The 23,274-nt window shown below is 49.1% G+C and carries 23 protein-coding genes and 1 tRNA gene; 15 read left to right on the top strand and 9 right to left on the bottom strand.

All coding sequences use genetic code 11. The annotated features are described in order from the left end of the window. The first annotated feature begins 652 nt into the window (after positions 1-652). The gene (locus tag ACXX82_RS03455) at positions 653-1,282 is read left to right on the top strand and encodes a Rha family transcriptional regulator (RefSeq protein ID WP_458562424.1); all 630 of its coding nucleotides are present in this window, start codon (positions 653-655) and stop codon (positions 1,280-1,282) included. A 154-nt stretch (positions 1,283-1,436) separates the two neighbouring features. Continuing rightward, entirely contained in the window at positions 1,437-1,895 is a 459-nt protein-coding gene (locus tag ACXX82_RS03450; RefSeq protein WP_458562423.1) for a tyrosine-type recombinase/integrase, read from the top strand. A 286-nt stretch (positions 1,896-2,181) separates the two neighbouring features. On the opposite strand, the gene ACXX82_RS03445 is transcribed toward ACXX82_RS03450, so the two are convergent. Together ACXX82_RS03445 and ACXX82_RS03440 are read right to left on the bottom strand one after the other, a co-directional pair. Beyond that, positions 2,182-2,493, bottom strand: a complete 312-nt coding sequence (locus tag ACXX82_RS03445; protein WP_416186766.1) for a helix-turn-helix domain-containing protein — start codon at positions 2,491-2,493, stop codon at positions 2,182-2,184. Beyond that, complete coding sequence (locus tag ACXX82_RS03440) at positions 2,483-2,812, bottom strand: type II toxin-antitoxin system RelE/ParE family toxin (protein ID WP_458562422.1); 330 nt, start codon at positions 2,810-2,812, stop codon at positions 2,483-2,485. The genes ACXX82_RS03445 and ACXX82_RS03440 overlap by 11 nt, the downstream gene beginning before the upstream one ends. A gap of 240 nt (positions 2,813-3,052) precedes the next feature. Between ACXX82_RS03440 and ACXX82_RS03435 the strand changes: the two genes are divergently transcribed. Further along, positions 3,053-3,637: a hypothetical protein gene (locus ACXX82_RS03435; protein ID WP_458562421.1), complete on the top strand. Its 585-nt coding sequence runs from the start codon at positions 3,053-3,055 to the stop codon at positions 3,635-3,637. Positions 3,638-3,828: 191 nt separating this feature from the next. On the opposite strand, the gene ACXX82_RS03430 is transcribed toward ACXX82_RS03435, so the two are convergent. Both ACXX82_RS03430 and ACXX82_RS03425 read right to left on the bottom strand, forming a co-directional pair. After that, positions 3,829-3,904 (bottom strand) — tRNA-Asn (locus ACXX82_RS03430). Between the two features lie 128 nt (positions 3,905-4,032). Beyond that, complete coding sequence (locus ACXX82_RS03425) at positions 4,033-5,250, bottom strand: amino acid aminotransferase (protein WP_458562420.1); 1,218 nt, start codon at positions 5,248-5,250, stop codon at positions 4,033-4,035. A 278-nt stretch (positions 5,251-5,528) separates the two neighbouring features. Here ACXX82_RS03425 and uvrB point away from each other — a divergent pair, with 278 nt between their 5' ends. Together uvrB and ACXX82_RS03415 are read left to right on the top strand one after the other, a co-directional pair. Beyond that, a complete protein-coding gene (gene uvrB, locus ACXX82_RS03420; protein WP_458562419.1) occupies positions 5,529-7,622 on the top strand; it encodes an excinuclease ABC subunit UvrB in 2,094 nt (697 codons plus the stop codon). 215 nt (positions 7,623-7,837) lie between these two features. Further along, positions 7,838-8,644 carry a uracil-DNA glycosylase family protein gene (locus ACXX82_RS03415; protein ID WP_458562418.1) on the top strand — a complete coding sequence of 269 codons (807 nt, stop codon included), beginning with the start codon at positions 7,838-7,840 and terminating at the stop codon, positions 8,642-8,644. A gap of 41 nt (positions 8,645-8,685) precedes the next feature. Here ACXX82_RS03415 and ACXX82_RS03410 read toward each other — a convergent pair whose 3' ends face one another. Beyond that, positions 8,686-9,567, bottom strand: a complete 882-nt coding sequence (locus ACXX82_RS03410; RefSeq protein WP_322240042.1) for a TetR/AcrR family transcriptional regulator — start codon at positions 9,565-9,567, stop codon at positions 8,686-8,688. 354 nt (positions 9,568-9,921) lie between these two features. On the opposite strand from ACXX82_RS03410, the gene iscR reads away from it, so the two are divergent. The 9 genes from iscR (at position 9,922) to iscX (ending at position 16,696) form a co-directional block, all read left to right on the top strand. Continuing rightward, complete coding sequence (gene iscR / locus ACXX82_RS03405; RefSeq protein WP_322240040.1) at positions 9,922-10,416, top strand: Fe-S cluster assembly transcriptional regulator IscR; 495 nt, start codon at positions 9,922-9,924, stop codon at positions 10,414-10,416. A gap of 18 nt (positions 10,417-10,434) precedes the next feature. Further along, positions 10,435-11,688, top strand: coding sequence for an IscS subfamily cysteine desulfurase (locus ACXX82_RS03400; RefSeq protein WP_322240038.1), 1,254 nt, complete (start codon positions 10,435-10,437; stop codon positions 11,686-11,688). Positions 11,689-11,769: 81 nt separating this feature from the next. Beyond that, the gene (gene iscU, locus ACXX82_RS03395; protein WP_322240036.1) at positions 11,770-12,174 is read left to right on the top strand and encodes a Fe-S cluster assembly scaffold IscU; all 405 of its coding nucleotides are present in this window, start codon (positions 11,770-11,772) and stop codon (positions 12,172-12,174) included. A 214-nt stretch (positions 12,175-12,388) separates the two neighbouring features. After that, entirely contained in the window at positions 12,389-12,712 is a 324-nt protein-coding gene (gene iscA / locus ACXX82_RS03390; protein ID WP_108442383.1) for an iron-sulfur cluster assembly protein IscA, read from the top strand. Positions 12,713-12,876: 164 nt separating this feature from the next. Then, a complete protein-coding gene (hscB, locus tag ACXX82_RS03385; protein ID WP_322240034.1) occupies positions 12,877-13,392 on the top strand; it encodes a Fe-S protein assembly co-chaperone HscB in 516 nt (171 codons plus the stop codon). A gap of 36 nt (positions 13,393-13,428) precedes the next feature. Further along, positions 13,429-14,043 carry a LysE family translocator gene (locus ACXX82_RS03380; RefSeq protein WP_458562417.1) on the top strand — a complete coding sequence of 205 codons (615 nt, stop codon included), beginning with the start codon at positions 13,429-13,431 and terminating at the stop codon, positions 14,041-14,043. Positions 14,044-14,047: 4 nt separating this feature from the next. Continuing rightward, on the top strand, positions 14,048-15,913 hold the full coding sequence (hscA, locus tag ACXX82_RS03375; RefSeq protein ID WP_322240030.1) for a Fe-S protein assembly chaperone HscA: 1,866 nt from the start codon (positions 14,048-14,050) through the stop codon (positions 15,911-15,913). A gap of 60 nt (positions 15,914-15,973) precedes the next feature. Next, a complete protein-coding gene (gene fdx / locus ACXX82_RS03370) occupies positions 15,974-16,312 on the top strand; it encodes an ISC system 2Fe-2S type ferredoxin (RefSeq protein ID WP_322240028.1) in 339 nt (112 codons plus the stop codon). A gap of 189 nt (positions 16,313-16,501) precedes the next feature. Then, complete coding sequence (gene iscX / locus ACXX82_RS03365) at positions 16,502-16,696, top strand: Fe-S cluster assembly protein IscX (protein ID WP_322240026.1); 195 nt, start codon at positions 16,502-16,504, stop codon at positions 16,694-16,696. A gap of 167 nt (positions 16,697-16,863) precedes the next feature. Here iscX and ACXX82_RS03360 read toward each other — a convergent pair whose 3' ends face one another. From ACXX82_RS03360 to prfB, 3 genes are all read right to left on the bottom strand, one after another. Further along, a complete protein-coding gene (locus tag ACXX82_RS03360) occupies positions 16,864-17,538 on the bottom strand; it encodes a glycine zipper 2TM domain-containing protein (RefSeq protein ID WP_322240024.1) in 675 nt (224 codons plus the stop codon). Between the two features lie 410 nt (positions 17,539-17,948). Next, positions 17,949-19,475, bottom strand: coding sequence for a lysine--tRNA ligase (gene lysS / locus ACXX82_RS03355; RefSeq protein ID WP_322240022.1), 1,527 nt, complete (start codon positions 19,473-19,475; stop codon positions 17,949-17,951). A 215-nt stretch (positions 19,476-19,690) separates the two neighbouring features. Then, positions 19,691-20,795 (bottom strand): peptide chain release factor 2 gene (gene prfB / locus ACXX82_RS03350; RefSeq protein WP_322240020.1). Its coding sequence is split into 2 segments (ribosomal slippage): positions 19,691-20,713 and positions 20,715-20,795, totalling 1,104 coding nucleotides; the frame shifts between segments, so codons are not numbered across the junction. A gap of 223 nt (positions 20,796-21,018) precedes the next feature. Here prfB and ACXX82_RS03345 point away from each other — a divergent pair. Then, positions 21,019-21,771 (top strand): hypothetical protein, encoded by a 753-nt coding sequence (locus ACXX82_RS03345; protein WP_458562416.1) that lies wholly within the window; start codon positions 21,019-21,021, stop codon positions 21,769-21,771. A 99-nt stretch (positions 21,772-21,870) separates the two neighbouring features. Here ACXX82_RS03345 and ACXX82_RS03340 read toward each other — a convergent pair whose 3' ends face one another. Then, complete coding sequence (locus ACXX82_RS03340) at positions 21,871-23,256, bottom strand: TAXI family TRAP transporter solute-binding subunit (protein ID WP_458562415.1); 1,386 nt, start codon at positions 23,254-23,256, stop codon at positions 21,871-21,873. Between the last annotated feature and the right edge of the window lie 18 nt (positions 23,257-23,274).

Below are 23,274 nucleotides of genomic sequence, written 5' to 3'. Positions count from 1 at the left end.
TGGAAGGATAAAAATCACATTACGGTCATGGGGTTATAAACCCAATACTGGGATACCAGTCAAAACTTCAAATCTTCCAAGCGTTCCAACGCATTGTTTTGACGATCAGAAATATCAAAGCTAACAACTTTCACTATTAATTTCCCTTGTTTGTTAAATAGCTTCTGAGGAATTGCGGCCGCGCGGTTTCACTGCTGGTAAATAGCGGATAGAGAGGCTCATGCGGGAGAATGGCATCCGTGCGCTAGGCGGTAGATACAACGACTAACCTGGTGCATTTCGCTGCTAATAAGCGTTGCAGGATCACAGGCATTTCTCGCGCAGCAGCCATCGTCATTTTTGAATGATCACAGCTTTCAGGAAGGTGAATCCATTTCCATCACCAAATGTGAACTGCATTTGACAAGCAGCAAAGACCCGGCGTATATTTCAGTTAAGTGCGTAGAAACACGAATAAAGAGCGGAATGTCACCCCGTCAGTCAGTGGCATTTTTTACGTCTATAGCTTCTATGGGCGCGGTGGAGCAGAAATACAAGACCCGCAAGGGGAATACTGCTCGCTTGGCTCTTTACAAGTTTCTAACACTCGCGCCCACCAATTCTCTTAGAAAAGAATTGCTGGACTTTCATAAGTCTCAAAGAGGAGCACTTCATGGCTAATTTCGCCGCCATTCCGTTCGTCCCCAACTTAACGGTCATCCGCGGCAAAGTCACCGCAACTAGTACGCAAGTTGCGAAACATTTTCGTCAACGTCACGACAAGGTACTCAGTGCAATTGCATCTTTAAAAGAAGATTGCCCCCAAGATTGGCATGACCTCAACTTTGAGGAGAGGTTAATTGAGGTCGCAATCGGTCATGGTGCCACTCGCAAAGAGCGCGCATTTCAGATCGCCAGAGACGGCTTTACTTTATTGACGATGGGCTTCACCGGCAAAAAAGCGCTGCAATCTAAACGGGCCTACATCGACGCATTCAATCGCATGGAAGCGGGGCTGGCATCGCCCCCTCATCCACTCGCGCCTTCGAATGTCGAATTAAGAAGCCGTATCAATCGCCATGCGTGGTCATTATCAAAAGGTATGTACGCGCAGTTTAAAACCGACATGCTGGAAAGTGCCATCCGTTTCGATGCAACCTATCCGGTCGAAAAATGGAAGCCAAAATACGCGCAAAAAGAAGCCCTGATCGATATTGAATGCATTGCCCATTTGATGGACAAGTTTAGCCAGCGCTTGCGTGAGGACGGTAGGACACTCGCCAGCCTATTTGGTGAAGATTAGGATGAAATTTTCGCCTGCATGTACTTCACTAACGCCAACGCCAACGTTTGTACGAAGGAAGCAATCGAATGCAACCTCAGCGCATTACAGCACCCGCGTGCCCGCGTCTTCTGCCAGTGTGTTGTACGTGGGTTTGATTCGGCATACCGCGTAGTTGAATCTCACAAAAAATGGCACGTCGCAAGGGGTGCCACTGAATCACGATGCAGTGGCCGTGTTACAGAAACAAATTGGTGAGTATCCGCAGTCCTGCTTTACGTATCGTGGCAAACCTATCCGACGGGATGTGACCAACACCGCATGGCATAACGCGCTAAAGAGAGTAGAGATAGAAGATTTCAGGTTTCATGATCCCCGGAATACATGGGCATCATGGCATCGTCAGCCGGTAACGTCTTGTGAGGAACTGGAGTATTTGGGAAGCCGGAAATCGCGTGTGATGGTGGATCGGTACGCGAAACTGGCAACTGAGCATTTACAAGCCGCAGCAGCAAGGATCGAGGAAGGGCGACAGGGAATTCTCAGTGAACGAGGTGGCTGTGATCCGTTCTGGAAATACCTCGCTTTGATAAGGGCTCACCATGTCTTCGATGTGCACTTTACATCCTTCTAAACGGCGTTACATGATGGCGTATCACCATGGCAAGTGAACGATACCTCTTGTAGTAGCCGTTGTCCATATGACAATCTGGTAGGGGAGGTAAACGTCTAAAGCAAGTTTTAATCGTTATATCACTTTCGATGGCTATGTATGGTCGATTTCGGTTGCTCATTGGACGACTCGAAATATATTTCGCCTTATAAATTATGTTAATCAATTTTGAGCTAGCAGTTCGCACAACATAAATCCGACGTTATAGTCGGATTTATGCTTTATGTTTTGTGTATTGCGATGAGTTTTACACGAGATGTACTTCCAGACGTTTGCCTAGCGCCGTGGCGTATTTACGTAAGGTACTGAGGCTCGGGGAGTGCTTTCCTGAGGCCAGTGCACTTTCTAATCTGGCGACCGCTGGCGCTTTGGTTCCCATGCGCTCAGCAATCTGCGCTTGGGTCAGTCCTGCCGCTTTGCGGGCAGCGAGAATCTCATCCAAGATAGCGAATTCTTCTCGATTCAGCCGTTCGTATTCCGCACGAACGGCAGGGTTCTCAAGGGCTTTGGCTTTGAGTTGTGCGTGAGTCATAGGTGATAGTGAATGATTAGATGCCATTTTTAAACTCCTTCATGCGATTTTCTGCAATACGTTTTTCTTTCAGGGGTGTTTTTTGTGTCTTTTTTACGAAGCTATGCAACATAACAATTTCGCGGCCAATTACAGTACAGTAGAAGACGCGAGCGATACCTTCAGCGCCTTTCAAGCGCAACTCAAAGAGACCATCACCGAAGGCTTTAGTATGGGGTTCACCTAAGTTAGAGCCATAGGTCTCCATACGATCAGTCAGACTAAAATACCGAGCTAACAGGGTTTCGGGTAGTTCCAGGATGTTGAGTTCAACTTCTTGACTATAGTAGGTGATCGTGTAATTCATGTTCTGCATTATAACATATATGTTATTAAAAATGATTTGTTAACCTACGGTTGCGATTAAGATTGATCATATGAGGTCCATCAAACCACGAATTTGACGAACTGCTAATTTGCGTGCCGCTTGAAATTCGCCGTGCTCCACATAGCGCTCTCGTGGCGTTTCTTTGTTTCGACGCACACCAGAACAGGGATTTAATTTAACACCGCCTTCGCCCGTGCGAATTAACCACGTAAAACACGCATGCCTTTTCTCTATTGGCGTGAACTGGACGATCATTTTCGGCACCAAGATCAAGGTACTGCGCAATATGTTTTGGCTCTATTCCCAGCGGCGCCATTTTTCCAAAAAATATTTTTAGCTTTTCGACGTTACGCTATAGCGGCAGAGTTTCGTCGCTGGGTGCTTGATGTTTTTGATAAGAGGAATAATAAAATATTGCCAGCGGATGAAGTTGATGTTCGTGCCACTATGACTGAAGGCTTATTAGTACTTTCCTTTCCACTACACCAGCAAATCAATCGTAATGTATGGTCAATGGTGTCTGAGGTCTATGAGGTGCTGCGTGAGCACATTGAGGGACAAATTGCTCATCGTGCCCTCATTGGGTTCCCGCGTGAACTTGACTTGGCCAGAGCGCAGCTCGTTGTGAATAATTGTGATCTTGGTAGGGCGCTTGAGCAGCGGCAGCCAGTAGCGCTGGAGCAAATTAACAGCGCTGCTGTTTGCAACTGGAGGTCACAAAATTTACTGACCCAGTTACCACCAACTCTCAACTTTGAGCGTGATAGTCTGGAACTCGATTTGTCCACCCCATCCACGGCATGATGTCTAATAATCCGCTTTGCGAGTAAAGCCATTATTAGTTTCATCTACAGATGTTTCTATGAACGCAAAATGGGTATTGCGGAACAAGTTTGAGGGGCTGTATTTGGAAGGAGTATTAGACACTGTCTAACAAACAGTCTAAAAGGACAAACGAAAAGGGCCTGCAATTGCTTGCAGGCCCTTATGTGTTCTGGCTCCCCGACCTGGACTCGAACCAGGGACCTGCGGATTAACAGTCCGTCGCTCTACCAACTGAGCTATCAGGGAAAAGAAAGAAGCAGAATTATAGTCTCGAAAGATTCAAACTGTCAAATTTTTCGTCATTTAATTTGCAATCTTTTTTGGCCGAAAACGTTTTAAACTCAATATCGTCTTCGTCCAAAAGAGCCCGTATATTAAAGGACTTTTGCGATTGACGCTACAACATAATCAATATTTTTCGTATTTAATGCAGCAACACAAATACGACCGGTATCGATGGTGTGGATTGAGTACTCGTCGCGCAGTTTTTCTACCTGTGCTTTGGTGAGGCCTGTGTATGAAAACATGCCGCGCTGTTTGGTGACGAAGCTGAAATCGTGGGCGGGTGCTTGTTCTTTTAATTTCTTGGCGAGCAGTTCGCGCATTTCGCGGATACGTACGCGCATGCCTGCCAGTTCTTCTTCCCATAATGCACGCAGCTCTGGCGATGCCAGTGCGGTGGCGACTACCTGACCGCCGTGAATCGGTGGGTTGGAGTAGTTGGTGCGGATGACGCGCTTGAGTTGCGACATGATGCGACCGGCTTCTTCTGCGGATGTGGCGACGATGCTCAATGCACCTACGCGTTCGCCGTACAGTGAAAACGATTTAGAGAACGAGTTCGAGATGAACAGCGGGCCGCCAGCGTCAGTGAAGCGACGTACGACTTCGCCGTCAGCGTCAATGCCGTCGCCAAATCCTTGATAGGCCATATCGAGGAAAGGAACTAATCCATTTTGCGTGACAACCTGAATGACTTCGGTCCATTGGTCGCTGCTTAGATCGGCGCCAGTTGGGTTGTGGCAGCAAGCGTGCAACAAGACAATCGATCCGCGTGGCATTGCCTTCAATGCGTCGAGCATGGCCGCAAAATTGACGCCGCGTGTAGCCGCGTCGTAGTACGGATAGTTGTTGACCGTGAAGCCTGCAAATTCAAACAATGCGCGGTGGTTTTCCCAGCTTGGATCGCTGATCCATACCTGCGTATCTTCTGCAGAAAAGCGTTTGAGAAAATCTGCACCTAGCTTCAACGCGCCAGTGCCGCCGATGGCTTGCACGGTGATGGCGCGCTTCTCTTTAATTACGGCACTGTCGGCCCCAAATACTAGTTCTTGGACAGCTTTGTCGTACGCGGCTAAACCGTCGATAGGCAAGTAAGTACGCGGTGACAGTTTTTCTATCAGTTGCGCCTCGGCTTTGCGTACGCATTGCAGTAGCGGTACTTTGCTATCGTCGTCGGAGTACACACCAACGCCGAGGTTGATTTTGTTCGGATTTTTGTCAGAGTTGAAGCCGTCAGTGACGCCAAGGATAGGATCGCGTGGCGCCATTTCGATGGCGGTGAAGAGGGAGGCTGAAAGAGGAGCGTTCATCGTGATAACATAAAAAGTTGGCTGCCAACAGGAGGTTTGCAGCTAGGAGTTTGCCGGACTATGGAAATCGGCTACAAAATGACCTGAGCGGTCCGTATTTCACCAGTTTCTTGACCAATAGCATGCTATTGGCGCTGTGAATCCGGCAAAATCTATCCTCGCCCAGCCCATTTCTCGCTTCGACTCCCACAGTCCGACAGACTCCAGGTTGAATGCTGTGCCGGATCACAATCGAGGCGGCGCGAAATAACATCATATTCTACCAAAGGTCGACGCTCATGGCTGACAAATCACAAGTTGCACAGGTTTCTAACAAGATTGATGATTCGAAGATCGTCACGTTTCCCAATTCGCCTTATAAATTGTTCCAGCCATTTTTGCCGGCTGGTGATCAACCAGCGGCGATCGATAAGTTGTCTGAGGGCATTGAAGACGGACTGTTTTACCAGACTTTGCTGGGTGTAACGGGCTCGGGTAAGACTTATACGATGGCTAATGTGATTGCACGGATGGGGCGTCCGGCGATCATATTTGCGCCTAATAAGACGCTTGCGGCGCAACTATATAGCGAGTTCCGAGAATTCTTTCCGCAGAACGCGGTGGAATACTTCGTTAGTTACTACGATTATTACCAGCCCGAGGCATACGTGCCGCAGCGGGACTTGTTTATTGAGAAAGATTCATCCATCAATGAGCATATTGAGCAAATGCGATTGTCTTGCACAAAATCGTTGATGGAGCGGCGTGATGTTGTAATCGTTGCAACTGTATCGGCTATTTACGGTATTGGTAACCCGAGCGAATACCATCAGATGATTTTGACCCTGCGCGTGAGGGATAAGGTGAGCCAGCGGGATCTGATTGCGCGGTTGATTCAGATGCAATACACCCGCAATGAAATCGATTTTGGGCGCGGTACGTTCCGCGTGCGTGGCGACACGGTAGATGTGTTTCCGGCTGAGCATGCGGAGTTGGCGTTGCGCATTGAGATGTTCGATGACGAAATCGACAGTCTTCAACTATTTGATCCGTTGACCGGGCGCGTGAAGCAAAAGATTCCACGCTTTACGGTTTATCCAGGTTCGCATTATGTGACGCCACGCGGTACGGTGTTGCGCGCCATTGAGACTATCAAGGATGAGTTGCGCGAGCGGCTGGATTTCTTCCGGCGTGAAAACAAGCTGATCGAAGAGCAGCGTATTGAGCAGCGCACCCGATTCGATCTGGAGATGATGCAGGAAATTGGGTTCACTAAAGGAATCGAAAATTATTCGCGCCACCTAAGCGGTGCGAAAGCGGGTGATCCGCCGCCGACTTTAGTTGATTATTTACCAAAAGATGCGTTGATGTTTCTGGATGAGTCACATGTGCTGATTGGGCAACTTAACGGCATGTATAACGGCGATCGCGCACGAAAGACCAATCTGGTCGATTATGGATTTCGTTTGCCATCCGCGTTGGATAATCGGCCGCTGAGGTTCGATGAGTTTGAAGGCAAGATGCGGCAGACGATTTTTGTTTCGGCGACACCCGCCGATTACGAAAAACAGCATGCTGATCAGGTGGTGGAGCAGGTGGTGCGTCCGACCGGTTTGGTCGATCCGTTGATCGAGGTGCGCCCAGCGTTGAGTCAGGTGGATGATCTGATGACTGAAGCGAACGCTCGCATTAAAAAAGGCGAGCGTGTGCTGGTGACAACGCTGACCAAGCGTATGGCGGAGCAGTTGACTGACTTCTTGAGTGATAACGGTATCAAGGTGCGTTATTTGCACAGTGATATTGAAACGGTCGAGCGCGTTGAAATTATCCGTGATTTGCGTTTGGGTACGTTTGATGTGCTGGTTGGGATTAACTTGTTGCGCGAGGGTCTGGATATTCCAGAGGTATCGTTGGTGGCTATTCTGGATGCGGATAAGGAGGGATTCTTGCGCTCTGAACGAAGCCTCATTCAAACAATTGGTCGCGCCGCCCGTAACCTGAATGGTACGGCGATTTTGTACGCGGATCGGATGACGGATTCAATGCGCCGTGCAATAGATGAGACCGAACGACGTCGTGCCAAGCAGGTTGCTTTCAATCTTGAAAATGGGATTACGCCGGTTGGTATTCGGAAGGAAATTCGTGACCTGATCGATGGTGTGTACAGTCCTTCGGGCGCGCGGGAGGAGTTGCATGCGGCACAAGATCGCGTGAAGTATGAGTCGATGAGTGAAAAGCAAATGAGTAAAGAAATCAAGCGACTGGAGAAGCAGATGAGTGATCATGCGAAAAATTTGGAGTTTGAAAAGGCGGCGCAGGTGCGGGATCAAATGCATCAGTTGAAGCAGCAGTTGTTTGGTGCGCCGGGAGTGGATAATGTGGTGCCAACTTGATATGCTTTATGTTTAAATTGCGTCGATATTTGAGTTTGAATCAGATTGTAAAAAGACTGAATATAAATTTGATCATTCATTCAAAAATTAGAGTGAAAAATTGTTATTTAAAATAATTTTTATGCATTATTAGGCATGTTATTAAGCGCAATATTAAGGCACCTTATTGGGCCTTAATATTGTCTCGTTAGGCAACTTGATGAAATTGATTTTAAATGATGAAGCTTGATCCATCTGATGCTGTTATTCCTTCGGATATCCATGTAGCGTTAGAGGTTGCTGATCCCTCCTGGCGTCCAATTTTGTTGGAGGGTTTGTCGGCGATGGCGGCGCTATATCCTGACTATCTGCCTGATTTGGTAAGGTCTGACTTTTTGCCGACGCAAGGGCGTTTGTTTGCTGCTTTTGCGCTGCCTTTGGATGAGGTTGAGTATGTGTTGGTCGGCGAAGGGCCTTATCCGCGGGATGCGAGTGCAACGGGGGTCTGTTTTATGGATGGTGCGGTTGGTGCGTTGTGGTCTGAAAAGGGCCTGTCAAAGCCCGTCAATCGTGCAACGTCGCTGCGTAACTTTATGAAAATGTTGCTGGTCGCGGACGGTCAGTTAAATATTGAGAGGACCGCGGGTGATGCGATGGTGGGGGTTGCATTGCAAGCGCAAAATAGTGCTTCTGCGACAATTCAGACTCTGGCTGAGCTACAAAAAAATCTGACTGCAAAGGGATTTCTGTTGCTCAACGCGACCTTGGTGTTTCGATCTTCTGTGCCGCCGGTTAAGGAGGCTAAGCCGTGGTTGCCGTTTTTGCAAGTTGTTTTGTGCGGACTGGCAGATCATAGTGTGAATGCGTCGCCTGAATTACCGACGCTGGTGTTGTGGGGAAAGATTGCCGAGCAAGTCAATGCGCTGGCTGTGGCTGCGCAATTCCCGAAGATGATGGCAGAGCATCCTTATAATCTGAGCTTTATCGGAAATGCGCGTATGCAGGGCCTGTTTGGGCCGATGCACTTGTTGCGGAAGGCTTGATTACGTTCTTGTTTTAGGTAGCCTTAATATTGAATGATCATTCAAATTAGACTCATTTGGCGAAGGTCTAATTCAACCGTATTTTCGTCGGTTTCTGATGTGTCGTCTGGCTCTGGGAACATTGATGGCAAAGCTGGCAACCCTTCTGGTTCGCTAGATTTTTTTCCGGCTTTCTTTTTTTCTGGTTTGAACAGATTGGATTGGCGGAGATCGTCTTCGGCTTTTTGGGCTGCTTTTTCCGTCACGGGACGCGCAACCGGTAGTTTGGTTTTTTGGTCTGTTGTTGTTTTAGGTGATTTGTCCTGGCTTGGGTCGCGGGTCAGCCAGCTTGTGAGCATATTGTCAAACAGGGCTAATAACGCTTCTGGCGGGTTTGGTGTGTAGGCTTGCCGTATAACAAGGCCGTCCCACATGGCAGTCAACAGTAGTGCGACTTGCCCTGCATCAAGTTTGCGATCAATTTGTTTGCGTTTTTGTGCCGTGCGCAACATGTCAGCGAGGCCGTCGACCCATTCTGATTCTGCTTTTTTAATGATGGCGCCGACTTTTTTGTTGCGCAGTCCTTCGGCGTAGATTTCTGTCATCAACCCCGCGTCGCTGGTTGCCGCGTAGCGTAAGGCAAAGGCTTGGGTAATGGCAGATAGCGCTTGCGGCAAATTATCGGTGTCATGAAATTCGCTCAGCATCGTGCGTGCCTGACGTCGTTCGTCCTCGGCCATGGCGGCGATAATTGCGTCTTTGCCGGTGAAGTAGCGATAGACGGCACCCGGTCCAAGGCCGACCTCGTTGCAAATTTCTTGCATGGAGGTTTGATGGAAGCCAGTTTTGCGGAAGCATTTTCCGGCCGATTTTAAAATATCGGCGCGTTTCTTCTCAGCTCTATGGGTCGGTGACTGCGGTGTTTTGGATTTGCGGGTGGCCATGCGTCTGTGCTTCTAAATATTTATACCGGAAGGGGCGATATTATAGTGCTATCGATGGCTTGCTTGCGGCCTCGTTTAAAAGAAATGCTGATCTTTTTTGTCTTGCCCGGCGGTATCCTGTGAATGTGATCATTGCAAGGCAGAATAATCCGAGTGACTGAAAGAAATATCGTCAAATAGTGCGCAAATTAGAATAGATTTTGCTATAGAAATATCGTGCAAGTGATTGAAGTTTATATGAATTTTTGAAAATAGGGTAATACCTGACGGATTCACTCAAGTTTGTTATACTAGACAAAATTATTCAGGTATTCCGAATAAAGAATGAAAGAGTGTTCTACGAACGGAGATTCCATGCGGTTGACTACGAAAGGCCGATTTGCAGTAACAGCAATGATCGACCTGGCATCGCGCCAAGGTAACGGCCCTGTCACATTGTCAGCGATCAGCGAGAGGCAAGAAATTTCGTTATCCTATCTGGAGCAGCTGTTCGGAAAGTTACGACGCCACAAAATAGTGGAGTCGGTACGTGGACCTGGTGGTGGCTATAATCTGGCCCGACCAGCAAAAGACGTTACAGTCGCCGACATTATTATCGCCGTCGATGAACCGCTGGATGCAACACAATGCGGCGGGAAAGAAAATTGTCACAGCTCTGATCAAGGCGGTGGTCGATGTATGACACATGATCTGTGGTCGACGTTGAATGCAAAAATGGTTGAATATCTGGATTCGGTTTCGTTGAAAGACTTGGTGGATCAGCAAGAAGCGCACCAAAAAGCGCACCAAAAACCGAAAAACCCTGAACAAAATGTGGTGGTAATGCATCGTTCCCACCTGGTTGCTTGATTGGAGCTTGGAAAAAGTATGAACGCACCCCTGGAAAAAAGCCTGATAGATACATTGAAGGCACCGCACTTCCCTATATATATGGATTACTCAGCAACGACGCCGATTGATCCGCGTGTTGCCGATAAAATGATTCCGTACCTGCGCGAGCAATTCGGTAATCCAGCCTCACGCAGCCATATGTATGGCTGGACTGCAGAGAAAGCAGTTGAAGATGCGCGTGCGCAAGTTGCTGCGCTGGTGAAGGCTGACCCACGTGAAATCATCTGGACATCCGGTGCGACCGAAGGTAATAACCTTGCGCTAAAAGGTGCCGCGAATTTTTACAAAACTAAAGGCAAGCACATCATCACGGTCAAGACCGAGCACAAAGCGGTGCTGGATACCGTCCGTGAACTCGAGCGCCAGGGATTTGAAGCAACTTATTTGCAACCGCAAGATAATGGCTTGATCACCATCGAGCAATTGGAAGCGGCGATTCGCCCAGATACCATTTTGATATCGGTCATGCTGGTGAATAATGAAATTGGCGTGATTCAGCCAATTCAGGAAATCGGCGAATTGTGTCGCAAGAAAGGTATTATTTTCCATTGCGATGCGGCTCAGGCAACCGGCAAGCTTGAAATTGATCTGGAAAACTGGAAAGTCGATCTGATGACTTTCACAGCACACAAAACTTACGGTCCTAAAGGGATTGGCGCGTTGTACGTACGCCGCAAGCCGCGTGTCCGTCTGGAAGCGCAAATGCACGGTGGCGGTCATGAGCGTGGTTTGCGTTCGGGTACATTGCCTACACACCAAATTGTGGGTATGGGTGAAGCGTTCCAGATTGCACAGGAAGAAATGGCGACTGAGCTGGTGCGTATCCGCGCTCTGCGTGATCGTCTGGCGACTGGTTTGCAAACGATGGAAGAAGTGTATGTGAATGGCGACATGGATCATCGTGTTCCGCACAACCTGAACATCAGCTTCAATTACGTCGAAGGCGAATCGCTGGTCATGGCGATCAAAGATATTGCAGTGTCGTCGGGTTCAGCTTGTACTTCAGCTAGTCTGGAACCATCGTATGTTTTGCGTGCACTTGGCCGTAACGACGAATTGGCGCATAGCTCGATCCGTTTCACTATCGGTCGTTTTACGACTGAAGAAGAGATTGATTTCACGATTGATCTCATTAAAGGAAAAGTCGCTAAGCTGCGTGATTTGTCGCCGCTGTGGGATATGTATAAAGACGGGATCGATATTAGTTCGATCCAGTGGGCAGCTCACTAAAAGTTAGCTGATTCTAGTATTTTTTTCGGCTCGTAGTTGACTGACTACTATGCTGCAAGATCCATAACAAGGAGTAGCAAAATGTCCTATTCAGAAAAAGTTCTCGATCATTACGAAAACCCGCGCAATGTTGGTGCCTTCGAAAAGGGCGATGACACTGTCGGTACCGGTATGGTCGGCGCGCCAGCATGCGGCGACGTAATGAAGTTGCAAATCAAGGTCGGCGCAGATGGCGTGATTTTGGATGCAAAGTTTAAAACCTACGGCTGCGGTTCAGCGATTGCATCATCATCGCTGGTCACCGAATGGGTCAAAGGCAAAACGCTCGATCAGGCAATGTCGATCAAAAACACGCAAATTGCCGAAGAGTTGGCACTGCCGCCAGTCAAAATTCACTGCTCAATTTTGGCAGAAGATGCGATTAAAGCGGCAGTTGAAGACTACAAAGCGAAGCATGGAATCGTAGAACACAAACAAGCAGCCTAATTTTCGGACTTACGCAAAGTCGCCCCAGCGGCGTTGTGCTTTCCTTGCCGCACTCACGTGCTGTCTGCGTCGGCACGCCTTGCTGGGACGGCTTTGCGTAAGTCCGAGTTAGTCGTTGATGTTGATCTGGCTGAGAGCAGCTTCTCCGTGTAGTTGTAGTTGCCGGAACAATGACAACAACTAGCTAAAAAGTAACAGAAAGAGATGACAGGTTATGGCAATTACTCTCACTGAAAAAGCTGCAAAGCATATCAATCGCTACATCGAAAGACGTGGCAAGGGTATCGGCTTGCGTTTTGGTGTGCGCACGACCGGGTGTTCGGGACTGGCTTATAAGCTGGAATACGTTGACGAGAAGACGACTGAAGATGCGGTTTTTGAATCGCACGGGATTCAGGTTTTTGTTGATCCTAAAAGTTTGCCTTACATTGACGGTACTGAACTTGATTTCGCCCGTGAAGGATTGAATGAAGGTTTCAAGTTTTATAATCCGAATGTTAAGGATGAGTGCGGTTGCGGCGAAAGCTTTACCATTTGATGTGACCGGTCGGGTATCAGGCCAAGCAGATTGTGTTGCTGCTCGTTAGGCTTATTTTGAAGCCATAGCGAGTGCAGATGGTTAATTAATAAGTCTGTCGTGTTGTATCCCTCATGGACTAACTAAGCCTGTTGCAGTAGAACAGGCTTTTGTTTTAAGTAAATATGCAAAATCACTTCGATCTGTTCCATCTTCAGCAGCAATTTTCGCTTGATCTTACGGCGCTAGAGCAGGCGTATCACGAGGTTCAGAATCAGATCCATCCGGATCGGTTTGCGAATGCCACCGGCGCTGAAAAACGCGTCGCGATGCAGTGGGCGACGCGTGCCAATGAAGCCTATCAGACTCTCAAAAATCCGTTTAAACGTGCTGCCTATATGTGCGAGCTAAACGGCGTTGACTTGCAGGCTGAATCGAACACGGCAATGCCGGGTAGTTTTTTGATGCAGCAGATGGAGTGGCGCGAGGCCTTGGAAGATGCGCGGGACGCCAAGGACATTGAAGCCTTGGATCGGCTCGATAAGGCATTACGTTTAGCTCGAACCAAAGATTTGATTCAGATTGCCGCAACGCTGGATGCACAAGATTTTGAAAAGGCCGCGCAATACGTGAGGCAATTAATGTTTCTGGAGAAGTTTGGGGAAGAAATTGGTAATACGTTCTCGCTTCTCGAGTCCTGAAATTCACCATGTCTATAACGCAAACAGAAAGCAAGTATGCCTGAAGTCTGGTTGTTTTTACTTGCAGCAATGACGTTGACGCTGGCTCCCGGTCCGGACAATATCTACGTTCTAACGCGTGGTATTGCGCAGGGTAGAAAAGCTGGTTTGGTCGCAGCATTGGGATTTAGCTCTGGTTTGATTTTTCATACGATGTTGGCGGTATTCGGATTTGCGGCATTGATTAAAGCGTCGCCGTCTGCTTACGCATTGCTGCGATATGCAGGTGCTGGCTATTTGATTTATTTGGGAATTCGTACGCTACTGTCGACCGCCGCGATCCAGACCGAGGGTGTATCCAGCGCAATCAAGCTGTCCCGTATTTATTGGCAGAGCGTGATCGCGAATATGTTAAATCCTAAAGTTACCTTATTTTTTATCGCCTTTTTACCGCAGTTTGTGAATGCACGTGCCGGCCATATTCCGGCGCAGATGCTGTTGCTTGCGGTTGTGTTTATATTGCAGGCACTCGCTATTTTTAGCGTGATTGCTTGTTTCTCTGGAATGGTCGGCGCTTTTTTTCAACGCAAAGCATCGGCCGCCACTTACCTGAATCGATTGGCCGGCTCGGCGTTTATCGCCCTCGGTATCCGCATCGCTCTCCCGGAATAAAACTATGGCTCTCCTTCAAATCTCTGAACCTGGCATGTCCACCGCACCGCATCAGCATCGTCTGGCGGTGGGGATTGATCTTGGTACCACCAATTCGCTCGTGGCGACGGTACGTAACAGCATTCCAGAAGTATTGAACGACGAAGAAGGGCGGCCTTTGATGCCGTCAATCGTACGTTACTTGCCTAACGGCCACGCGCACATCGGCTATAAGGCACAGGCCGCGCAAACCAGCGATCCAAAAAATACGATTCTGTCGGTCAAACGCTTTATGGGACGCGGCCTCAAAGATATCGCCTATGTTGAAAATCTGCCTTATGATTTTCAGGATATGCCGGGCATGGTGCAAATCAAAACGATTGCGGGTATCAAAAGTCCGGTTGAAATTTCTGCGCAGATTCTGGCGACGTTACGTCAGCAAGCGGAAGATGCATTGGGCGACGATTTAGTTGGGGCGGTGATTACCGTGCCCGCATACTTCGATGATGCGCAACGTCAGGCGACTAAAGATGCGGCGCAATTGGCGGGTATTAATGTTCTGCGATTGCTCAACGAGCCGACTGCAGCTGCGATTGCTTACGGTCTGGATAACGCGTCGGAAGGTATTTATGTTGTCTACGATTTGGGCGGCGGTACTTTCGACATATCCATCCTGAAATTGACCAAAGGTGTGTTCGAGGTCTTGGCAACTGGTGGCGATTCGGCACTTGGCGGTGATGATTTTGACCATCGTATTTTCTGCTGGATCAGTCAGGAGTCTCAACTCGCACCTCTCTCCGATAGCGACACGCGGGTCTTGATGGTCAAAGCCCGCGAAGCCAAAGAATTACTCTCGTCAAAAACAGAAGTCACCATTGATGCTGCATTGAGTTCTGGTGAGCAAGTACATTTGACGTTGACCGCGGGCATCTTCGGCGAGCTGACTGCACACCTTGTTGCCAAAACATTGACGCCCACCAGAAAAGCGTTGCGCGATGCGGACCTCACTGCGGATGATATCGATGGCGTCGTGCTCGTCGGCGGCGCAACGCGCATGCCAGCGATCCGCAAGGCGGTGGGCGATTTTTTCAAGACGATCCCTTTGGCGAATATCGATCCCGACAAAGTCGTGGCGTTGGGCGCTGCTATTCAAGCTAATTTGTTGGCTGGCAATCGCGCTCCCGGCGATGACTGGTTGTTGCTTGATGTGATTCCCTTGTCGCTTGGAATTGAAACAATGGGTGGATTAGCTGAAAAAGTCATCCCGCGTAATTCAACGATTCCGTGCGCGCGTGCTCAAGAATTCACCACATTTAAAGATGGTCAAACCGCGTTGGCGGTACATATTGTGCAGGGCGAACGTGAGCTTGTGAGCGATTGTCGTTCCCTCGCACGTTTCGAATTGCGTGGTATTCCGCCAATGGCCGCGGGTGCAGCGCGGATTCGAGTGACGTATCAAGTCGATGCAGATGGCTTGCTATCTGTTTCTGCGCGTGAGTTGCGATCCGGTGTTGAAGCGTCGATCAACGTGAAACCGTCATATGGGCTGGAAGATGATCAGGTTGCAAAAATGTTGCAGGATTCGTTCACCTCGGCCGACGTTGACATGCAGTTACGGGCGCTGAGAGAGGAGCAGGTAGAAGCTGAGCGAATCGTGCTGGCGACCGAGTCGGCACTGACTAGCGATGCTGCCTTGTTGTCCGAGCAGGAAAATGTGGCGATCGCAGCGTTGATCGTCGAGGTGCGCGCCAAGGCGCAAGGTGATGATCATCTTGCGATCAAGGCGGCGGTCGATGCGTTAGCGCGTGGGACCGAAGAGTTCGCGGCGCGGCGCATGGATCGTAGCGTTCACGATGCGCTTACTGGTAAGACGCTCGATCAGATTTCATAATTTTTTGCCGTTAAGTTTTGAATTAGTCCATAACACCCAAATATTGTAGAGGTAATTACCGTGACTCAAATTGTCGTACTGCCCCATCCTACTTACTGTCCTGACGGCGCTGTGTTGCAGACTGTTGCTGGCAAAACGGTGTGTGACGTCCTTCTCGCAAATGATATTGACATCGAACACGCCTGTGAAAAATCGTGTGCTTGCACTACCTGCCACATCGTCGTGCGTGAAGGCTTCGCTTCACTCAATGCGCTTGATGATAAAGAAGAAGATTTGCTTGATATGGCTTGGGGACTGGAAGCAACATCGCGTCTATCGTGTCAGGCGATTGTCGGCGAAGAAGATCTGGTGGTCGAGATACCAAAGTATACGATCAATCATGCGAGCGAAAATCACTAATAGGTTGATGTCGGTGATTGATGCGCTTATCGATGTTCGGCGTTGACCAAGGACATTGGTAAGGTTATGGTTGAAAGTCGATGAGTGAAGAGTGACAATCGGCTGTTCAGGCAACGGATTAAATGCCCAACGTGTGATTGAAATAATATTTCGACGCCGCCGGTTTGCAGTTTTAAAAGGATGAGCGTAATGAAATGGATTGATACACTGCTAATTGCAGAGTCTTTGTATGACAAGTTTCCAGATGTTGATCCGACGACGATTCGCTTTACCGATTTGCACCGTTGGGTCTGCGAACTGGATGGATTCGACGATGATCCTAATCGGTCAGGCGAGAAAATTCTGGAAGCTATTCAGTTGGCGTGGATAGACGAGGCTAAGTAAGTACGGCAAATAAGTACGCTTTATTCCTGAGGTAATAGAACCAAGTTCAAAAATGGTTTGATCGGCCCATGTTAGCGCAGGCTGATAAGTTGGTAAGGCATTAAAAAAACCGCTGTCACTACATTTTGTAGTGACAGCGGTTTTTTTTGTAGCAATCTTTTAAGCGTTTAGCCGCGTCCTTCCAGGTGACCATCCACAACACGTACCGGATCGCCAACGCGCCATTCTTGTGCCGACTGTGGAAAACTCCGCAATTTACCGTTTTCCATCCGCACTTCTACGCGGTAGCTGGTTGTGGTGCGGGTCCGACTTTCGACCTCATTACCAGCAAAACCGCCGCCGACTGCACCGGCAACAGTCGCCAGTGTGTTGCCGTTTCCGTGGCCAACCTGATGCCCGAGGACGCCGCCTAATATTGCACCAGCGGCGATACCTAAGCCACTTGGTTTAGCTGCCTGTTGAATCGCTTGTATCGATTCAACGCGGCCACAACTATAACAAACGGGCGCGGGAGGAGGAGATTGTTGCTCGTTCGCATAACGTTGCGATGGAGGCGGTGCATGGCGTTGCTCAGCAACATAATTAGATTGTGATGAGGGTGCCGGATTGTTGTTTTGATTCGCCGCTAGTGCGGGTGTGGGTGCAATATTCGAATTGTTCATGGATGGTTGATTGTCGACCCCAGGCGCTGGTGCAGACATCGCTGCTACCGGTGGCGCACTGCTATTAGAGGTGGGAATCAAGCCGGTGATGGCCGCAACGCCCACCAGGCAAACCAGCGTGACAGCAACCGCGGCGGTTGCGACAAGGGGATGAATACGGCGCTTGATTGGATCAGACATTTTTATCTCCTCTAACAGTTTTTATTCAGTGGTTTCATTATCTATGATTCTTTCATGCAATTTTAGCAGCAGAATGTTTCAGATGTAATTGCTTGTAACACATTGTACAAATATGTTGGATTTTGACCAAAAAGTGATTTTTATAGTTATGTAGGGCAATATTTTAGATATTTATGGCGCTATCTGACGCCAATTCACGATCGATGTGGTTTCGAACAGAAAAATAACGAATCACCATGGCGTGAGGCGCACAGTTGATGACCGACTCCAAGCCTGAGCCCAGCAGGTGCTTTGCTAAATAGTAAAATACAGGTGTCGTCAGTGCAGATGTAAACGCAAATTGCCACCAGCGTGAAGCTGGCGGCAATTGGTTGATACGCCGGTTTAATCGGTCTGCTTATTACTAAGGACTAATCTTCCCGACGCAGATGTGGGAACAAAATAACATCACGAATGTTCGGCGAATCGGTGATGAGCATCATCAGGCGATCGATGCCAATTCCGCAACCGCCAGTCGGTGGCAAGCCGTATTCCAGCGCACGAATATAGTCGGCGTCGTAATACATGGCTTCTTCATCGCCCGCATCTTTGGCGGCAACTTGCGCCTGGAAACGCGCTGCCTGATCTTCGGAGTCGTTCAACTCCGAGAAGCCATTGGCGATTTCGCGGCCTGTCATGAATAGTTCGAAACGCTCGGTGATACCCGGTACAGTGTCCGATGCGCGGGCCAACGGTGACACTTCGACCGGATAGTCGATAATGTAAGTTGGGTCCCACAATTGGGCTTCTGCGGTTTCTTCGAATAGCGCCAGCTGCAACGCACCGAGTCCGGCGGTGGCGAATGGCTTGACGCCGAATTTTGCCAATTCAGTTTTGATGAAGTCAGCATCGTGCAGCTGTGCATCTTCGTAATGTGGGGCATATTTGTTGATCGCACCAACAATTGTCAGCCGTTCAAACGGCTTGCTCAAATCCAGTTCGCGGCCTTGATAGGTCAGGGTTGCGGTACCGTGGGCATCGATTGCAGCTTGTCGGATGACTTGTTCGGTGAAGGTCATCAACCATTGGTAGTCGACATATGCGGCATAGAATTCCATCATCGTGAATTCCGGATTGTGGCGCGGCGACACGCCTTCGTTACGGAAGTTACGATTGACTTCGAACACGCGTTCAAAACCGCCGACTACCAAACGCTTCAGATATAGTTCTGGTGCGATACGCAGAAACATTTGCATGTCGAGCGCGTTGTGATGGGTAATAAACGGCTTCGCGGCAGCACCGCCGGGAATCGTGTGCAACATCGGTGTTTCGACTTCCATGAAGTCATTTTTTTCCATGAAGCGACGGATCGATGACATCGTGGCAGTGCGTGCCTTGAATGTGCGACGGGTTTCTTCGCTCATGATCAGGTCAACGTAACGCTGGCGATACTTGGTTTCCTGATTGGACAGTCCGTGAAACTTGTCTGGCAAAGGGCGCAAGGATTTGGTCAACAAACGCAGGACGCTAATCTTGATCGATAACTCACCGGTTTTGGTCTTGAACAATGTGCCTTCTGCACCAAGAATGTCGCCCAGATCGTAATGCTTAAAAGCTTCATATTCCGCTTCACCAGCGAGCTCTTTGGTGATGAATAATTGGATACGGCCATCGGCTTTTGGACCTGATGCATCTTGCAAGGTCGCGAAGGAGGCTTTGCCCATGACACGTTTCAGCATCATGCGTCCGGCGACGACAACCTTGACCTCGGCGGCGTCCAGCGCTTCTTTATCGAGTTCGGCGTATTGCGCGTGCAGATCGGCGGCTTTATGGATGGGGCGGAAATCGTTTGGAAATGCGACGCCTTGTGCGCGTAGGGCAGTTAATTTGGCGCGGCGTTCGGCGATGATTTTGTTTTCGTCTTGTGGGACAGGTTGCTGCTGATTATCTGTCGTCATGTCAGGCTCTTTTTGATAAATACGATGAAATAACGGGTACTGATTGTTGGTGTTGAATGCGCTCGTGAGAACGTGGACATTGCGCACAATAAGCACGTTGCGCCAAATAGTTACTGGCTTCTGGCGCAACGTCGGCGCTTATCATGTTGCTGTTAAGTCTTTAATTGCTCTGTTCGCAATCTCAGCATCTCAGCATAATTAGCGCATTGAACATGTTAAACGCCTTGTTTCAGCGATGCCGCAATGAAGTCATCCAGATCGCCGTCGAGAATCGCCTTGGTATTGCCGCTCTCGAAGTTGGTGCGCAGATCCTTGATACGGGATTGGTCCAGTACGTACGAGCGAATCTGGTGACCCCAACCAACGTCGGTTTTGGAATCTTCCAGTTTTTGCTGCTCGGTCATACGATTGCGCAACTCCAGCTCATACAACTTGGCTTTCAGCATGTCCCACGCTTCGGCGCGGTTACGGTGTTGGCTGCGGTCGTTTTGACATTGAACAACGATACCGGACGGGCCATGCGTCAAACGCACCGCTGAGTCGGTCTTGTTAATATGCTGACCACCGGCACCGGAGGCGCGATAAGTATCGACGCGCACATCTGCCGGATTGACGTCAATATCAATAGAGTCGTCTACTTCTGGGTAAACGAACAGGCTTGAGAAGGACGTGTGACGGCCATTGGCTGAGTCAAACGGCGATTTTCGCACCAGGCGATGGACGCCAGTTTCTGTACGCAAAAAGCCATAGGCATAGTCGCCTTCTACTTTCAAGGTTGCAGTTTTAATCCCGGCAACCTCGCCGTCAGACTGCTCCATGATCTCAACTTTGAAGCCTTTACGTTCGCAATAGCGCAAATACTGACGCAACAACATCGATGCCCAATCCTGTGCTTCAGTTCCACCAGCGCCGGCCTGGATATCAATGAAGCAGTTATTCGGGTCCATCGGATTGTTGAACATACGGCGGAATTCCATACCTTCGACCAGCTTTTTGAGCTCTTCGGTATCGGCTTCCACGGCTTCTACCGTTTCTTCGTCCTGCTCGTCGCGCGCCATCTGGAACAGATCGCTGGTATCGCGCAGGTCGGCTTCAATCTTGGTCAAGGTGACGACGATTGATTCTAATGATTTCTTTTCTTTCCCGAGTTCCTGGGCGCGTTTCTGGTCACTCCAGACGTCCGGGTCTTCGAGTTCGCCATTGACTTGATCGAGTTTCTCTACCTTGGTATCGAAGTCAAAGATACCTCCGTAATTCAATCTCACGTGACGTGAGGTCTGAGAGGAGGGCTTGCAGGGAATTTAAGCGTTCGGCTTCCATGATGATGTCTCTTGCAATAAACCCTAAATTATACGCGAGCCATTGGTTATCGAATGCAAAACGATGAAGGGGAGTCGATTTGTAGGCGCGATTTCATCCCGATTCGTTGGGTCAAGGTGAACTTTTGTTAAATCGCCAGTCTCTGAGCATCAGCAAATTACAATCAGAACGGCTCCTGAATGCTTTCTCCGCATCTTTACTGTTATTTAAGTTGAATAGAATCATGTCAAAACAATCATCAAAACTGGCTGCCCGTAGTGTGGCGCTCAGCGTTGGACTAGCCATATCACTGAGCGGATGCGGACTTTTTGCGCCGATCCCCGCGCCGCGCGGAGAGGTGCAAGGCGCATCGGTCAGCGCGGGCGAGTTAGCACAGTCGGACGTTAACCGCGTGGCAACATTGGCGATGCGCGACAATCTTGACAGCTTATATCGCTTATTGGATAAGTTGTATCGACGCAACCCAGCCGAGTGGAAAAAGACGGCAACTAGTCGGGACGATGCAATCAAACGTGTACGGGTTGCGATAGAGGCGCGCCAGCCTTGGGCAGAGTTGCAGGGGAAGCATGATATTGCGGCATTGTCGTTGGCCCTTGATCCAAGCTTTCAGGGCGATCGCGCAGCGGCGTTTATTTATGCCACGGCCGACATGATCATTACCGCGCATGGTGGTAAAACCACTTTTTATCTTATTGATGGCCTTAACGCCCAGTTTTTATACAACGCGGCCCGCAACCTCGAAGTTGCTTCATGGATACTTGGCACGCGACGAAATCCTGCTGGCCAGCTATTGCTACTGTCTAACGATATATCTGAAGGTGAGCACAATCTAAGCTTTGAACGGGAGTTCGGCAAGATCATTGGTCGTATTGATTTGTTGGCGGTGGTGATCGCCGAAAAATACCGGCGTGCCGGAATCAGCTATGTACAGAATTTGCTCGGCGGGACATTCCTGCAATTTTTACCTGTGCGATAAAATATTTTTTTCCGTCTTCATTTGAGTACTTCGCTTCCGGCTTGCTTGTCACGATTACTTTCTTGGAAGCTGGCAACAAACCATGCACTTGTACACGCATTAGATTTGATCGGTAGCGACCGCATCAGCTGGGTTTGGCGGATCGCGGCGAACGGTTGTTGCCACGCTCATGATACGGGCGCGGACCACGCTGATGGCTTGTTTCAGGGCGTAAACGTCGCCAAAGTATTGTTGTGGAATACTGATTTGATTGGCATTGGCGTCAATTTCTTCGATCTCATCGCGCCATTGATTGACACTTTCAACAGTCGGATTTTTGGTCGCCCATATTTCATCTTCAAGCGATTTTATTTCTCGGTACCACACCACCAACCGCTTTCTCATCGTGGCCGCATAGATTCTTGGTATCACTTGTAGCAAGCCAAATAGCAGCGCCATAAAAGGCAGCAAAATAATAAATCGGCGCTCTATGAAGTTAGCTAACCAAAACGGTAAGTAGCGCTGCAAGAAAGGACGGCCAGATTTGAAATAACGTTTGGTTTCGTCAGAAATAGGAAAATCTTCGGCGTTTTGATTGGGGAAATATCCGCGTGGTGTGAAGTAATCTTGCGCGCCGTGAATTTCATTGGCACCGTCCAGTAACAAATAAGCCAATGCCGGATGCAATGTGTCTTTCGATACGAGTAACGCCGTGGCCGCCAATAAGGTCACGTCGGTGTGTGGCAGATCGTCGGCAAGACTGGTTGAAGCACGTGGAAAGGTGACTTTGGATAGCGATGGAAATTGACGTACCAATGCATCGGCTTGAACAAAATTCATCAGCTTAAGATCGCTTTTGAGCAACCTCTGCATCATTTCGGAATCTGGTCGTCCTATGAAGAAAGCGGCATCGAGTGTACCGTTTTTTAATGCCTCATACGCTTTAGCCGAACCCAGTTCTTGTAGCTTGGTGTTTTGTTTGTTAAGCCCATTTTGCTTTAGCAGATCAGCCGCCACGATACGTAACCCGCTGCCGGGAACGCCGATGGAGACCCGCTTCCCCTGCAGTTGGGATAAACGCTCAATGGTGGTGGATGCCTGGTAAAAGACCCAGATCGGCTCGTAGGATACGGCGGCAATCGTTTGTAGATTTGGCGCGCGGTTAGCGTCACCAATACCAGACTGAATCAAGCCTACTTCATATGCGCTATCGGGGTTCTTCAACCGATCAAAATTTTCTACAGCTCCGGATGAACTGCGTATATCAAGCGTAATTCCTTCACGTTTTAAAATTTTGGCATAGCGCTCGGCAAAACCACGATAAATGCCGCCATCTGCACCGGTGGTGATCACGATGGTGCGTTGAACCGCTGGCTGCACAATGGTAATTGCAAGCCAGACTAAGCCAGCCAGTAACACGACACTGCCGATGATAATGAACCGCAACCGGCTACTCGTCATCAACGGTTTTTGAATGCGGTGGAGTGGCGGGCGTGTACGGGACATAGGATGTGATTTGGTCCG

It is taken from the genome of Glaciimonas sp. GNP009 (assembly GCF_054343755.1).
The sequence above is the reverse complement of the archived record's forward strand: the minus strand, read 5'-3'. Positions and strand labels throughout refer to the sequence as shown.

Excerpts from the sequence above, each read along its gene's own strand:
- ACXX82_RS03455 (WP_458562424.1), top strand. The coding sequence starts at position 653 with ATGGCTAATTTCGCCGCCATTCCGTTCGTCCCCAACTTAACGGTCATC.
- ACXX82_RS03445 (WP_416186766.1), bottom strand. The coding sequence starts at position 2,493 with ATGGCATCTAATCATTCACTATCACCTATGACTCACGCACAACTCAAA.
- ACXX82_RS03440 (WP_458562422.1), bottom strand. The coding sequence starts at position 2,812 with ATGAATTACACGATCACCTACTATAGTCAAGAAGTTGAACTCAACATC.
- ACXX82_RS03435 (WP_458562421.1), top strand. The coding sequence starts at position 3,053 with ATGCCTTTTCTCTATTGGCGTGAACTGGACGATCATTTTCGGCACCAA.
- ACXX82_RS03425 (WP_458562420.1), bottom strand. The coding sequence starts at position 5,250 with ATGAACGCTCCTCTTTCAGCCTCCCTCTTCACCGCCATCGAAATGGCG.
- uvrB (WP_458562419.1), top strand. The coding sequence starts at position 5,529 with ATGGCTGACAAATCACAAGTTGCACAGGTTTCTAACAAGATTGATGAT.
- ACXX82_RS03415 (WP_458562418.1), top strand. The coding sequence starts at position 7,838 with ATGATGAAGCTTGATCCATCTGATGCTGTTATTCCTTCGGATATCCAT.
- ACXX82_RS03410 (WP_322240042.1), bottom strand. The coding sequence starts at position 9,567 with ATGGCCACCCGCAAATCCAAAACACCGCAGTCACCGACCCATAGAGCT.
- iscR (WP_322240040.1), top strand. The coding sequence starts at position 9,922 with ATGCGGTTGACTACGAAAGGCCGATTTGCAGTAACAGCAATGATCGAC.
- ACXX82_RS03400 (WP_322240038.1), top strand. The coding sequence starts at position 10,435 with ATGAACGCACCCCTGGAAAAAAGCCTGATAGATACATTGAAGGCACCG.
- iscU (WP_322240036.1), top strand. The coding sequence starts at position 11,770 with ATGTCCTATTCAGAAAAAGTTCTCGATCATTACGAAAACCCGCGCAAT.
- iscA (WP_108442383.1), top strand. The coding sequence starts at position 12,389 with ATGGCAATTACTCTCACTGAAAAAGCTGCAAAGCATATCAATCGCTAC.
- hscB (WP_322240034.1), top strand. The coding sequence starts at position 12,877 with ATGCAAAATCACTTCGATCTGTTCCATCTTCAGCAGCAATTTTCGCTT.
- ACXX82_RS03380 (WP_458562417.1), top strand. The coding sequence starts at position 13,429 with ATGCCTGAAGTCTGGTTGTTTTTACTTGCAGCAATGACGTTGACGCTG.
- hscA (WP_322240030.1), top strand. The coding sequence starts at position 14,048 with ATGGCTCTCCTTCAAATCTCTGAACCTGGCATGTCCACCGCACCGCAT.
- iscX (WP_322240026.1), top strand. The coding sequence starts at position 16,502 with ATGAAATGGATTGATACACTGCTAATTGCAGAGTCTTTGTATGACAAG.
- ACXX82_RS03360 (WP_322240024.1), bottom strand. The coding sequence starts at position 17,538 with ATGTCTGATCCAATCAAGCGCCGTATTCATCCCCTTGTCGCAACCGCC.
- lysS (WP_322240022.1), bottom strand. The coding sequence starts at position 19,475 with ATGACGACAGATAATCAGCAGCAACCTGTCCCACAAGACGAAAACAAA.
- ACXX82_RS03345 (WP_458562416.1), top strand. The coding sequence starts at position 21,019 with ATGTCAAAACAATCATCAAAACTGGCTGCCCGTAGTGTGGCGCTCAGC.
- ACXX82_RS03340 (WP_458562415.1), bottom strand. The coding sequence starts at position 23,256 with ATGTCCCGTACACGCCCGCCACTCCACCGCATTCAAAAACCGTTGATG.